Source organism: Bradyrhizobium sp. SUTN9-2 (assembly GCF_003122645.1).
GTDB classification, from domain to species: domain Bacteria; phylum Pseudomonadota; class Alphaproteobacteria; order Rhizobiales; family Xanthobacteraceae; genus Bradyrhizobium; species Bradyrhizobium yuanmingense.
In genome coordinates this window covers 1,715,325-1,726,890 of sequence record NZ_LAXE01000001.1, presented here as the reverse complement: position 1 = coordinate 1,726,890, position 11,566 = coordinate 1,715,325, and the positions used below count along the sequence as shown (strand labels likewise).

Sequence of the window (11,566 nt, the reverse complement as noted above, 5' to 3'; positions counted from 1 at the left end):
GCGCTGGCGCGGGTCGGCGTTGGGATCAGGCAGTTTCGGCAAGGCATCGGAGGGCGCCTGGGGTACGCCGGCGGTGCGGCGGGTCGGCAGCGTCTCAGGCGAGGCGAAGGCGCCGCGGTTGGGATTGAACAGGTCGGGCGTGAGCCCCTGGGCCGCCGCCGGGCCGCTTGCGAGGGTGGTCAGCGCGAGGCACGGCAAAGAGGCGCGCAGGAAATGCGCGACCTTGCTCCGGCCCCTGCCTGGAGACGACCCCACGATGGAATTACCCCAACGAAATCAAACACTTTCTCGATCATCCCCGCCGACTGGCGAGAACCATCGTTAATGGAGTTAAAACAATTATGGTTAATGACCGGTTGAGGGCATCCGGCCGCGCGTCGCCTCGCTGATCGGGGCGTGCTAAGCAGGCGCCAATGGGCGAACGCCCCTCCTCCCTGGACCCGACCATGCCGAGCTCGAAACCGCTGATGACCCAATCATCCGGCTCCATTCCCGATAGCGTCGAATCCGCGCTCCGCACGCTGGAGACGGAGAGCGGCGGCATCAATGCGCTCGCTAGCGCGCTGCGCGGCCCGCTGGGCGAGCCGTTCGCCAAGGCGGTCGAGCTGATCCGCAATGCCAAGGGCCGCGTCATCGTCACCGGGCTCGGCAAGTCAGGCCATATCGGCCGCAAGATCGCCGCGACGCTGGCCTCGACCGGCACGCCTTCCTTCTTCGTGCACGCCGCCGAAGCCGGTCATGGCGACCTCGGCATGATCACTCCCGACGACGTCATCATGGCGCTGTCCTGGTCCGGCGAGCAGCCGGAGATGAAGAACCTCGTGAACTATTCGGCGCGCTTTGCGATCCCCATGATCGCGGTGACCTCGAGCGCGTCGTCCTCGCTCGGCCAGGCCGCCGACCTCGTGATCGAGCTGCCCAAGGCGCGCGAGGCCTGCCCGCACAATCTGGCGCCGACCACCTCGACGCTGATGCAGGCCGCGATCGGCGACGCGCTCGCGATCGCGCTGCTGGAGGGACGCGGCTTCACCGCGCTGGAGTTCGCGCATTTCCACCCCGGCGGCAAGCTGGGCGCGATGCTGAAATTCGTCCGCGACTACATGCGCACGGGCGCTGAGATTCCGCTCAAGCCGCTCGGCACCGAGATGTCGGAAGCCGTGGTCGAGATGTCGGCGAAGGGGCTCGGCTGCGTCTGCATCGTCAACGATGCGGGCGAGGCCGTCGGCATCATCACCGACGGCGATCTGCGCCGCCACATGCGGCCCGATCTGCTGACGGTGACCGTCGACGAGATCATGACGAAGCAGCCCAAGACCGTGCCGCCTTCGATGCTCGCGACCGAGATGATCGAGGTGCTGAACACCCGCAAGATCACCTCGCTGCTGGTGACGGAAGCGGGCAAGGTGGTCGGGATCGTGCATCTGCACGATCTGCTGCGCGCGGGCGTGGCGTAGGGCGCGCAGCCCGCTTCACCCGTCATTCCGGGGCGCGCCACTTGGCGCGAACCCGGAATCCATTCACCCCGAGGTCGCTGCCCGATGGATTCCGGGCTCGCGCTTCGCGCGCCCCGGAATGACGGTAAGGATGAGACGCTCCTCGCAATGACGGCCGCTAGAGCGGCGCCGGAAACCGCGCCGCGTTCTCCTCCAGCGGCAAGCGCAGCCCGTTCGCCAGATACGACACCGTGCGATAGAAGCCGCACAGCAGCATGATCTCCAGGATCTGCGCCTCGTCGTAATGCGTCGACAGCGCGGCGAACTCCTCGTCCGCGAGTGTCGCGCGATGATGCAGCGCGTCGACGGCTGCGATCAGCGCCTGCTCGGCCGGCGACCAAAGGGCCGAATTCGTATCACCCAGCACCGTCGCACGCACCTCCTCCGCGGTGAGCTTCGCCGGCCCGGCGAAGATCGCGACATGCACGCCCCATTCGTATTCGCATCCGTTCAGCGCACAGGTGCGGTCGATGACGATCTCACGCTGGCGCAGCGAGAGCGGCCCCGGATCAAGCAGCCCGCCCGCGCGAAACTTGTCCCAGGCGCGGTCATGGCCCGCCATCACCCGGAACAGCACCAGCGGCGGCGCACCGCGCATGATGCGGTCGAACTGCGCCTGGATGTCCAGGGGATAAGGCGGCGAGAGCGGGGCGATGCGCGGTGAGGCCTGGGACATGAGCGATTTCCGTTGCTACATTTACCGTAGCACTACGCTACATTATCCGTAGCATGACGCAAGAGGTGACCATGGCGAAACGGGCGACAACAGCAGAACGCCGCGTCCGCGGCTCGCGCACCGGACGGCCGATCATGGCTTTGCTCGACCTGCTCGGCCGGCGCTGGGCCTTGCGGATCTTGTGGGAGTTGCGCGGAGAGCCCCTCACCTCGCGCGCCCTGCGCAGCGCCTGCGACGAGGCCTCGCCCACGGTGCTGCAGGCCCGGCTGACCGAGCTGCGCGAGGCGGGCTTCGTGGAGCTGGGCGACGGCGGAGGTTACGGACTGACACCGCTGGGCCGGGAATTGTGCGAGACCTTCATGCCACTGCACAGGTTTGCGGAGCGATGGAGAAAGTGAGCATCACTCGTTGCCACGCGCTGGTGTTCCTTCTCCCCTTGTGGGAGAAGGTGGCGCGAAGCGCCGGATGAGGGGTCTCTCTCCACGAACTCAGCTTAGCTATCGCGGAGAGACACCCCTCACCCGTCTCGCCGCTTTGCGGCGAGCCACCCTCTCCCGCAAGGGGAGAGGGGAAAAGTCCTCACGCCGCGGCGACCGTCAGGTTCGCGCCGTCAACCTGTACCACCTTCACCCGCGTGCCGGCCGGCGTATCGGGCCCAGCCACGCGCCATACCGTGTCGCCGATGCGCACGGTGCCGGTGCCGTCGATGATCGGCTTCTCCAGCGTGAACTCACGGCCGAGCAGGGCTTCGGTACGCTTGTTGAGGAACGGACTGGCGCTGGCGTCCGGCTTCGGCTTGGCCAGGCGGCGCCAGACCGGCACGGCAGCGGCGGCAAAGATCGCGAACATCACGAGCTGGATCTGCCAGGAGATTGCAGCCGCGAACGAGATCAGGCCGACCAACAGCGCAGCGAGCCCAAGCCAGAACAGGAAGATGCCGGGCGCCAGCACCTCCAGGGCCATCAGGATGAAGCCGAGGATCAGCCAGTTCCAGTTGCCGAGCGATACGAACATGTCGGTCATGACAAGACCTCTGTGAATAGTCCCGTTACTGCTGCGGCACGAACGGCGGTGTCGGGCCCGACGACGGTACCGAGCCGCCGCGGCGGGCCGCCGCCACCGCGCTCTCCCCGAACGTGGCCTTCGCAATTTCGCCGATGCCGGCGAGCGAGCCCAGCATGCTCATCGCTTCGACCGGAAGCATGATGACCTTCTGGTTCGGCGAGTCGGCCAGTTGCCCGAATGCCTTGATATACTTGTCGGCGATAAAATAGTTTAGCGCAGCGACATCGCCCTTGGCGATGGCCTCGCTGACCATTTGCGTGGCCTTGGCCTCGGCTTCCGCCGACCGCTCGCGCGCCTCGGCATCGCGGAAGGCGGCCTCGCGGCGGCCTTCCGCCTGGAGGATCTGGCCCTGCTTGGCGCCCTCGGCGCGCAGGATCTCGGACTGGCGTTGGCCTTCGGCCGCGAGAATGTCGGCGCGCTTGACCCGCTCGGCCTTCATCTGCCGCCCCATGGCTTCGACCAGGTCGGCAGGCGGCACGATGTCCTTGATCTCGATGCGGTTGACCTTGACGCCCCAGGGCGAGACCGCGGCGTCGACCACACGGAGCAGGCGCTCGTTGATTTCGTCGCGGTGCGACAGCACCTGGTCGAGGTCCATCGAGCCCATCACCGAGCGGATGTTGGTCATGGTGAGCACCGTGATCCCCTGGTTCAGGTTGGCGACCTCGTAGCTCGCCTTGGCGGCATCGAACACCTGATAGAAGGCGACGCCGTCCACCGTCACGGTGGCGTTGTCCTTGGTGATCACCTCCTGCTCGGGAATGTCGATCACCTGCTCCATCATGTTGATCTTGCGCCCGACGCGATCGAAATAGGGCACGATCAAATTGAGCCCGGGGCTCAGCGTCTGGGTGTATTTGCCGAACCGCTCGATGGTCCAGTCATAGCCCTGCGGCACCGTCTTCACGCCGGCGACCAGCGTGACGATGACGAGCAACACCAGAACAATCGCGAAAATGTCGAAGCCGCTCATATCTCCTCCAAGCCGGGACAAGAAGTCAGGAAAAAGCCCTTTCCGGCGCTGTCATTGGTCGGGATCACGATCCTACCGGTTCAGCGGTCGCAATTCACGTCGGTATCGGAGCAATTCCACACAAGACGCACAGCAAGAGAACGGTTCGCGATTTGTATTTACGACAGGCTCTTGAAAGCGCGCGGGCGCAGGCCTGAACCGCGATGCGATCAGGATGAATCGTCATCGCGCTTTAGGTCATTGTTTGAGCATGATCTTTTCGGAAACCGCTTCACGCTTTTCCGGATCATGCTCTAGCGGCGGAAATTAACGAATTCGGGCGAGGCGTCCGTCACGGACGGGTTCATTCGATCACGTCATTCGCAATTGCAAGCAGGCCCGGGGAAAGCGTGATGCCGAGCGCTCTCGCCGCCTTCAGGTTGATCACCAGCTCGAACTTGGTGGGATTCTGCACCGGCAGGTCGGCCGGCCGTGCGCCCTTCAGGATCCGATCGATATAGTCCGCGGCGCGGCGAAGCTGCTCGACGCTGTCGGTGCTGTAGGACATCAGCCCACCCTCATCGACGAACGTCCGGCTCCAGAATACCGCGGGTACACGCGCCTGTGCGATCGCCGAGAGCAGTTGCGCGCGGTTGGCCATGGTGAAGAAGTCCGGCAGGACCAGGATGGCGCCGTCTTGCCTGGAAGCCAGCGCCCCGATCGAGACGGCGTCATGGACGGGCGCGGGCTCGACCGTCAGGCGCAGCGTCCGTGCGGCGTCCTCGATGGCGCGCAACATCAGTGGCGCGAACGGCGCGGTGGCGGGATTGAAGACGACCGCAGCGCGGGACACCTTCGGCGTGACCTGCGTCAGCATCTCCAGCCATTTGCCGGCGAGCGGACCGTCGTAATCGGTAAAGCCGGTGAGGTTGCCGCCGGGATGCGCGAGGTTTTCGACGAAGCCCTGGCCGACGGGATCGGTGACGACGGCGAACACGATCGGGATCGTCGTGGTGCGCCGGCGCAGCTCTTCGACCGAGGGTGTGCCGACCGCAAGCAGGATGTCGGGCTTGAGCGCGATCAGCTCGTCGGCGAGCTGCGCGATGCGGGCGCGCTCGCCGCCGCCGTTGCGCCAATCGATCTTGAGATTGTCGCGCTCCTTCCAGCCTTGGCCGGCGAGCGCTTCGACCAGGGCCATGCTGCGCGTCTGGCCGATCGCATCATCAGCAGCCGTGACCGAGAGCACGCCGAGCCGCCGTGTCGCGTTCGGCTGCTGCGCCAGGGCCGGGGCCGGCAGCGCCGCGAGCATCCCCAGAAGCGCCAGGCACCGGCGGCGGTTCATGGGACGCCCATCAGATCCAGCCCTGCAGCTCGCGCAGCACCAGGGTGCGGATCACGTCCATGCCCGGTCCGCTGTCGTTGAGGCAGGGGATCGCGGAAAACTGCTCGCCGCCATTGTGCTTGAAGATCTCCGCGTTCTCCTGCGCGATCTCCTCTAGCGTCTCCAGGCAGTCGGCGGAAAAGCCCGGCGTCACCACCGCGATGCGGCGCACGCCCTCTTTGGCAAGCCGCTCCATGGTCTTGTCGGTATAGGGCTGCAGCCACTCGTCGTTGCCGAAGCGCGACTGGAAGGTCAGCAGCAGCTTGGTCTCGTCCATGCCGAGCCGGCGGCGCAGCGCCTCGGTCGTCGCGATGCAGTGCTGCTGATAGGGATCGCCCTTGTCGACATAGGCTTTCGGCATGCCGTGGAAGGATGCCACGATCAGCTCCGGCTTGAAGGACAGCGTCGCCAGATGGCCCTCGATCGAGGCGGCGAGCGCCTCGATATAGGCTTCGTCGTCATAGTAGGGCGGCGTCACCCGCAGAGTCGGCTGGTTCCGCAGCTGCGCGAGCACTCGGAAGACTTCGTCGCAGACGGTCGCCGAGGTCGAGGCCGAATATTGCGGATAGAGCGGCACGGCCAGGATACGCTCGCAGCCCTTCGCGATCAGCGCGTCGATGCCCGACTTGATCGACGGATTGCCGTAGCGCATCGCCCAATCCACGACGACGTTGTCGCGGTCCGACAATGCGGCCGCGAGCTTGTCGCTTTGCGAGCGCGTGATGGTTTTCAGCGGCGACTCGTTCCGCTCATTGTTCCAGATCTTCTGGTAGTCGAGCGCCTTGGTGCGCGGACGGCTGCGCAGAATGATCCCGTTCAGCACCAGTTTCCAGATCAGGCCCTGGTCCTCGATGACGCGGGCGTCGCTGAGGAACTCCTTGAGGTAGACCCGCACGCCCGGAGCATCGGCCGTATCGGGCGTTCCGAGATTGATCAGGAGCACGCCGACGCGCGGTAGGGCGGATCGGGTGGCCGGTTTCGCGGTCTCGAGGGGGAGGACGCTGTTCATGACTGGTTGGGTCGCGCGTTGGTCCGAACTTGTCAAGATGAGCCGGGGTTCGCTAGGGTCGCACCCAAGCGGGGGGAGGCAGGATGACACTCGCGGAATGGTGCGTCTTCGGGGCGCTGCTGCTCTATCTGTCGACGATCGTCACGGTCAAATGGATCAGGTTTCGCCGCTTCGACAATTCCCGGCCGCGCGACCCCGCCTTCTATGAGGACGCCCTGTCGCAGCGCGCGCTCGGCGCGCACCAGAACGGCATCGAGACGTTTCCGTTCTTTGCGTTCGCGGTGCTGCTCGCCGAATACAGGGAAGCGCCGCAGCGGCTGATCGACGAGCTCGCGGCGCTGTTCCTGATCGTGCGGATTGCCTATGTGCTGACGTATCTCGGCAACCGCCCGACGCTGCGCTCGATCCTCTGGAGCATCGGCTTTGCGATCAATCTCGGCATTTTCTTCATGCCGGCATTGAAGCGGTTTCTGCCGGTGTGAGCGGCTTCACGCCGAAAGATGGCGTTCTCGCGTTGCGATCAGTGCCCGCATTGATGCCGGGATCGTGACCGGACGATGGGTCTTCTGGTCGGTGTAGACCCAGACGATCTCGCCGGTCACCAGCGCATCCGTGCCACCCTTCACGAAAATCGCGAGCTCGAACACGAGACTTGAATTGCCGATCCGCGCCACGCGCGCGCCAACGTCGAGCTCCCAGTCGAACCTAACAGGCGCCTTGTACTCGATCAGCGATTTGACGACGTGGAAATCGATGCCGCTCGCCTTTGCATCCGCATATTGGTCGAAGCCGAGCGCGCGGAAATATTCGGTGATGGTAGTGTCGAAATAGGTCAAATAATGCGCGTTGAAGACGACGCCCTGGCCGTCGATCTCGGAATAGCGCACCCGGAACGGGTGGAAGAACCAGAAGTTTTCGCGCGACATGGACCCCCCGACCGAGATATTTCAGGCTCGTCATTGCGAGGAGCCCTTGCGACGAAGCAATCCAGAATCCCTCCGCGGAAAGATTCTGGATTGCTTCGCTGCGCTCGCAATGACGGAGCAAGGCGCTCGACCGTCTTGCCCGATTAGCGCCGCGAAGCGCAGATGCGCCCTTAAAAGCACGTGGTCCGTTCGGCGGCAATGTAGCCGAACAGGAGGCCGACGCCGAACAGCAGGACCAGACTCGCGGCGCCGAACTCGATGCCGCGCATAAACAGCGCGCCACCGCCGTCGCGTCCGGCGCTGAGGCGTGCGGCAATGTCCTTGGCGGAGACGGCGACGACAGCAATGGCCGCCACCGTGATCGCGGTGCCCAACCCCATCAGGAATGTCGCGGCGATCCCTGCCCAGAACAGGCCCTGCGCCAGCGCGAACACCAGGACCAGGATTGCGCCCGAGCAGGGGCGGATGCCGACGGTCAGGATCGCAGCGAAGCCGCGCCGCCAGCCGCCGGGGCCGGCGAGTTCGCTTGGCGTGGGTCCGTGGGAATGGCCGCAATGCTCGTCGTGGACGTGGTCGTGCCCGTGGTGATGGTGAGCGTGGCCGTGGCCATGGTGTTGATCATGGCCGTGATCGTGGTGATGATGATCATGCGCATCATGATGGTGGTGATCATGGTCGTGCGGCACGCCCGCCATCGCCGGCACCGGCTGGATGGCCTGAAATGCGCGGATGAAGGTGCGACCCTTGACCCAGACCAGGCGCAGGCCGAACAGCGCGATCAGGGCGTAGCTCGCAATCTCGATCGCGCCTTCCGCCTTGCACATCGTCTTGGCCGTCGCATTCAGCAGCCAGGCCGAGATGCCGACGATGAGGATCGCGACCAGCGACTGCATCAGGGCCGAGGCAAAGGACAGCGCGATGCCGCGCCGCGCAGTCTCGCGGTTGGCGACCACATAGGAGGCGATCACCGCCTTGCCGTGGCCGGGACCGGCGGCGTGGAAGATGCCATAGGCGAACGAGATGAACAGCAGCGTCCACACTGCCGAGCCATCGGACTTCGCGGCGCGGATGGTTGCCGACATCTCGCGATAGAATTCCGACTGTTTGGCGAGCAGCCAACCGATGAGGCCGCTCGCTTCAGGCTCGGCCGCCTGCGCCGGCCGCGGCGCGCCGAACGGGTTTTGCGCGAGCAGATCATGAAGCGCGGCATCAGTCACAGCCACGACCAGCAGCACAGCGGCAGTGGCGAGCAGCCCGCGCGCAAGCGGAGAGAGTTGCGGCTTCAAGGGCAATCCACCGTGATCTTGTTGGCGAACATCATGCCGAAATTCGAGTTCTCACCGTTCAGGAAGGTCTGCTCGTTCAGCTTCTGCGCGCTCGCGGTGCCGTCGTTCGGCCGCTCCAGCTTCATCTGGCACCCCGCGGGCGCACCGACCAGCTTAACCGGACTGTCCTTGGCCATCTGGAAGTCGATGAAGAAGGAGCGGTCGAACACTTCGAGCACCAGCTGCCTGGGCTTGACCGGATTCTTCAGCGGCAAGGTGAAGTGCAGGGTCAGCACCGTGTCCTTGTAGTCGAGGAAATAGTCGACCGGCTCCTGGAACCGCTCCTTCTTCCCGTCGGCCTTGGCGAAGGTGAAGTAGGCGTATTCCTTCAAGGACTCGACGTTGGTCTGCGCCAGGGGCTTCAGCTCCTCGCTTGTGTATGCGCCCTTGGTCTTGCTCTCGAGCCCCTGCACCGCATAGGCCGAGAACATGTCGTCGAAGGTCCAGGCGTGGCGCACGCCGGTGACGCTGCCGTCGGCAGCATAGAGCAATTCGCTGGTCGCGGTGATCCAGACATGGGGATGCGCGCTCGCCGCACCTGATACGAGCGACATCGCGGCGGCGAGCAGGCATCCGAACAGGGCGCGCATGTTCATCAGGCCGCCCTGGCGTCTTCGAGCAGGCCGCGGCGGCGGAGCAGCGCATCCGGCTCCGGCGGGCGGCCGCGGAACGCCTCGTAGGCGGCTTCCGGATCGACCGATCCGCCCGACGAATAGATGTCGTCGTGCAGGCGCTTGGCCACGGCGGGATCGAAGATGTCGCCGGCTTCCTCGAACGCGCCGAAGGCGTCGGCGTCCATCACCTCCGACCACATGTAGCTGTAATAGCCGGCGGCGTAATGGTCGCCGGTGAAGATGTGGCCGAATTGCGTCGGCCGGTGACGCAGCGCGATCTCCTCGGGCATGCCGATCTTCTCCAGCTCGCGTCGCTCGAAGGCGCGGACATCCTGCGCGGCGGCGGCCGGCTGGGTGTGGAATTCCAGGTCGACCAGCGCCGAGGAGACGAACTCGACCGTGGCAAAGCCCTGGTTGAATTTTCGCGCGGCGAGGAAGCGTTGCAGCAGGTCGTCCGGCAGCGGCTCGCCGGTCTGGTAGTGGCGGGCGAACTTCTGCAGCACCTCGGGCCGCTCCTGCCAGTGCTCGTAGAGCTGCGACGGCAGCTCGACGAAGTCGGTGAACACGGAGGTGCCCGACAGCGAGGGATAGGTCACGTTGGAGAGCATGCCGTGCAGGCCGTGGCCGAACTCGTGGAACAGGGTGCGGGCATCGTCGGGCGACAGCAGCGACGGCTCGCCGCCGGCGCCCTTGGCGAAATTGCAGATGTTGAGAACCAGCGGCGCGACGTCGCCGTCGAGCTTCTGCTGGTCGCGCAGCGAGGTCATCCAGGCGCCGGAGCGCTTGGACGGCCGGGCGAAGTAGTCGCCATAGAACAGCGCCTTGTGCTTGCCGCCCCTGTCCTTCATCTCCCAGACCCGGACGTCCGGGTGCCAGACCGGAACGTCCTTGCGCTCCTCGAAGGTGACGCCGAACAGGCGCGTGGCGCAGTCGAAGGCGGCGGCGATCATGTTGTCGAGACCGAGATACGGCTTGATCGCGGAATCGTCGAAATTGGCGCGCTGCAGACGCAGCTTCTCGGCGTAGAAGCGCCAGTCCCAAGGGGCGAGCTTGAAATTGCCGCCCTCCTCCGTGATCAGCGCCTGCATCTCGTCGCGGTCGGCAAGCGCGCGGGCGCGGGCCGGCTTCCAGACCCGCTCCAACAGGCCGCGCACCGCGTCCGGCGTCTTGGCCATGGAGTCCTCGAGCCGGTAGGCGGCGTAGGTCGGATAGCCCAGGAGCCCGGCGCTCTCCTCGCGCAGCTTCAGGATCTCGACAATGGTCGCATTGTTGTCATTGGCGTTGCCGTTGTCGCCGCGCGCGATGAAGGCCTTGTAGACCTTCTCGCGGAGGTCACGCCGGGCGGAGCTCTTCAGGAACGTTTCGACCGAGGAGCGCGACAGCGTGACGATGGCCTTGCCTGCCATGCCGCGCTCTTCCGCCGCAGCCTTGGCGCTGGCGACGAAGCTCTCGGGCAGGCCCTGGCGGTCGGACTCCCCAAGCTCCAGGAACCAGTCCTGCTCGTCGCCGAGCAGATGGTGGCTGAAGCTGGTGCCGAGCTGGGCCAGCCGCTCGTTGATCTCGGCCATCCGCGTCTTGGCCTCCTCGGAGAGGCCGGCGCCGGAGCGGTGGAAGCGGGTGTAGGTGCGCTCCAGCAGACGGAGCTGCTCGGGCGTGAGACCGAGACCCGCGCGGTTCTCGTGCAGATGGGCGATGCGGCCGAACAGCACGGCGTTCATCATGATCGGATTCCAGTGCCGCGCCATCCGCAAGGAGACCTCCTTGTCGATCTCCAGGATGGCCGGGTTGGAATGCGCCGAGACGAGGTCGTAGAAGACCGCCGCGACCTTGCTCAGGAGCTTGCCCGAGCGCTCCAGCGCCGTGATGGTGTTGGCGAAGTCGGGCGCCGCGGGATCGTTGGTGATCGCCGCGATTTCGGCGGCGTGGTCGGCGAAGGCCTGCTCGAAGGCCGGCAGGAAATGCTCCGGCTTGATCTCGTCGAAGGGCGGGGTCGCGAACGGCGTCACCCAGGCCTTCAGCAGCGGATTGGTCTCGGCGTCCGTAGTTTGGCGGGTTTCTGACATCGCAAGTCCCGGATTTCGTGGCTCGATTGTTGCGGCCAGCTATAGCACGCGTGGGGCTTTTT

General features: G+C 65.4%; 12 protein-coding genes and 1 pseudogene. 3 read left to right on the top strand and 10 right to left on the bottom strand.

Features of this window, described 5'->3' with window-relative positions:
- A pseudogene (locus XF30_RS08145) lies at positions 1–255 on the bottom strand (outer membrane beta-barrel protein); the annotation flags it as partial.
- Positions 256–446: 191 nt separating this feature from the next.
- Between XF30_RS08145 and XF30_RS08140 the strand changes: the two are divergent.
- A complete protein-coding gene (locus tag XF30_RS08140; protein WP_109145622.1) occupies positions 447–1,454 on the top strand; it encodes a KpsF/GutQ family sugar-phosphate isomerase in 1,008 nt (335 codons plus the stop codon).
- 157 nt (positions 1,455–1,611) lie between these two features.
- On the opposite strand, the gene XF30_RS08135 is transcribed toward XF30_RS08140, so the two are convergent.
- Positions 1,612–2,169, bottom strand: coding sequence for a carboxymuconolactone decarboxylase family protein (locus XF30_RS08135; protein WP_109142385.1), 558 nt, complete (start codon positions 2,167–2,169; stop codon positions 1,612–1,614).
- Positions 2,170–2,240: 71 nt separating this feature from the next.
- Here XF30_RS08135 and XF30_RS08130 point away from each other — a divergent pair, with 71 nt between their 5' ends.
- Complete coding sequence (locus XF30_RS08130; protein ID WP_109145621.1) at positions 2,241–2,567, top strand: winged helix-turn-helix transcriptional regulator; 327 nt, start codon at positions 2,241–2,243, stop codon at positions 2,565–2,567.
- Positions 2,568–2,748: 181 nt separating this feature from the next.
- On the opposite strand, the gene XF30_RS08125 is transcribed toward XF30_RS08130, so the two are convergent.
- From XF30_RS08125 to hemH, 4 genes are all read right to left on the bottom strand, one after another.
- Positions 2,749–3,192, bottom strand: coding sequence for an NfeD family protein (locus XF30_RS08125; protein WP_036021378.1), 444 nt, complete (start codon positions 3,190–3,192; stop codon positions 2,749–2,751).
- A 25-nt stretch (positions 3,193–3,217) separates the two neighbouring features.
- Positions 3,218–4,207 (bottom strand): SPFH domain-containing protein, encoded by a 990-nt coding sequence (locus XF30_RS08120; protein ID WP_057028214.1) that lies wholly within the window; start codon positions 4,205–4,207, stop codon positions 3,218–3,220.
- Between the two features lie 343 nt (positions 4,208–4,550).
- Positions 4,551–5,528 (bottom strand): ABC transporter substrate-binding protein, encoded by a 978-nt coding sequence (locus tag XF30_RS08115; RefSeq protein ID WP_035997744.1) that lies wholly within the window; start codon positions 5,526–5,528, stop codon positions 4,551–4,553.
- A gap of 10 nt (positions 5,529–5,538) precedes the next feature.
- A complete protein-coding gene (gene hemH, locus XF30_RS08110; protein WP_109142384.1) occupies positions 5,539–6,576 on the bottom strand; it encodes a ferrochelatase in 1,038 nt (345 codons plus the stop codon).
- A gap of 83 nt (positions 6,577–6,659) precedes the next feature.
- On the opposite strand from hemH, the gene XF30_RS08105 reads away from it, so the two are divergent.
- Complete coding sequence (locus tag XF30_RS08105; RefSeq protein ID WP_035997738.1) at positions 6,660–7,058, top strand: MAPEG family protein; 399 nt, start codon at positions 6,660–6,662, stop codon at positions 7,056–7,058.
- Positions 7,059–7,064: 6 nt separating this feature from the next.
- Here XF30_RS08105 and XF30_RS08100 read toward each other — a convergent pair whose 3' ends face one another.
- The 4 genes from XF30_RS08100 to XF30_RS08080 all read right to left on the bottom strand — a co-directional run bounded on the left by XF30_RS08100 (position 7,065) and on the right by XF30_RS08080 (position 11,504).
- A complete protein-coding gene (locus XF30_RS08100; protein ID WP_109142383.1) occupies positions 7,065–7,502 on the bottom strand; it encodes an acyl-CoA thioesterase in 438 nt (145 codons plus the stop codon).
- 170 nt (positions 7,503–7,672) lie between these two features.
- Complete coding sequence (locus tag XF30_RS08090; protein WP_192893074.1) at positions 7,673–8,788, bottom strand: nickel/cobalt transporter; 1,116 nt, start codon at positions 8,786–8,788, stop codon at positions 7,673–7,675.
- Positions 8,785–9,423 carry a DUF1007 family protein gene (locus tag XF30_RS08085; protein ID WP_036036611.1) on the bottom strand — a complete coding sequence of 213 codons (639 nt, stop codon included), beginning with the start codon at positions 9,421–9,423 and terminating at the stop codon, positions 8,785–8,787. Before XF30_RS08085 ends, XF30_RS08090 begins: the two co-directional genes overlap by 4 nt.
- Entirely contained in the window at positions 9,423–11,504 is a 2,082-nt protein-coding gene (locus XF30_RS08080; RefSeq protein ID WP_109142380.1) for a M3 family metallopeptidase, read from the bottom strand. Before XF30_RS08080 ends, XF30_RS08085 begins: the two co-directional genes overlap by 1 nt.
- Positions 11,505–11,566: the final 62 nt, after the last annotated feature.

Coding starts and splice junctions, on each gene's coding strand:
- XF30_RS08120 (WP_057028214.1), bottom strand. CDS start 4,207: ATGAGCGGCTTCGACATTTTCGCGATTGTTCTGGTGTTGCTCGTCATC.
- XF30_RS08085 (WP_036036611.1), bottom strand. CDS start 9,423: ATGAACATGCGCGCCCTGTTCGGATGCCTGCTCGCCGCCGCGATGTCG.
- XF30_RS08100 (WP_109142383.1), bottom strand. CDS start 7,502: ATGTCGCGCGAAAACTTCTGGTTCTTCCACCCGTTCCGGGTGCGCTAT.
- hemH (WP_109142384.1), bottom strand. CDS start 6,576: ATGAACAGCGTCCTCCCCCTCGAGACCGCGAAACCGGCCACCCGATCC.
- XF30_RS08140 (WP_109145622.1), top strand. CDS start 447: ATGCCGAGCTCGAAACCGCTGATGACCCAATCATCCGGCTCCATTCCC.
- XF30_RS08080 (WP_109142380.1), bottom strand. CDS start 11,504: ATGTCAGAAACCCGCCAAACTACGGACGCCGAGACCAATCCGCTGCTG.
- XF30_RS08130 (WP_109145621.1), top strand. CDS start 2,241: ATGGCGAAACGGGCGACAACAGCAGAACGCCGCGTCCGCGGCTCGCGC.
- XF30_RS08105 (WP_035997738.1), top strand. CDS start 6,660: ATGACACTCGCGGAATGGTGCGTCTTCGGGGCGCTGCTGCTCTATCTG.
- XF30_RS08135 (WP_109142385.1), bottom strand. CDS start 2,169: ATGTCCCAGGCCTCACCGCGCATCGCCCCGCTCTCGCCGCCTTATCCC.
- XF30_RS08125 (WP_036021378.1), bottom strand. CDS start 3,192: ATGACCGACATGTTCGTATCGCTCGGCAACTGGAACTGGCTGATCCTC.
- XF30_RS08115 (WP_035997744.1), bottom strand. CDS start 5,528: ATGAACCGCCGCCGGTGCCTGGCGCTTCTGGGGATGCTCGCGGCGCTG.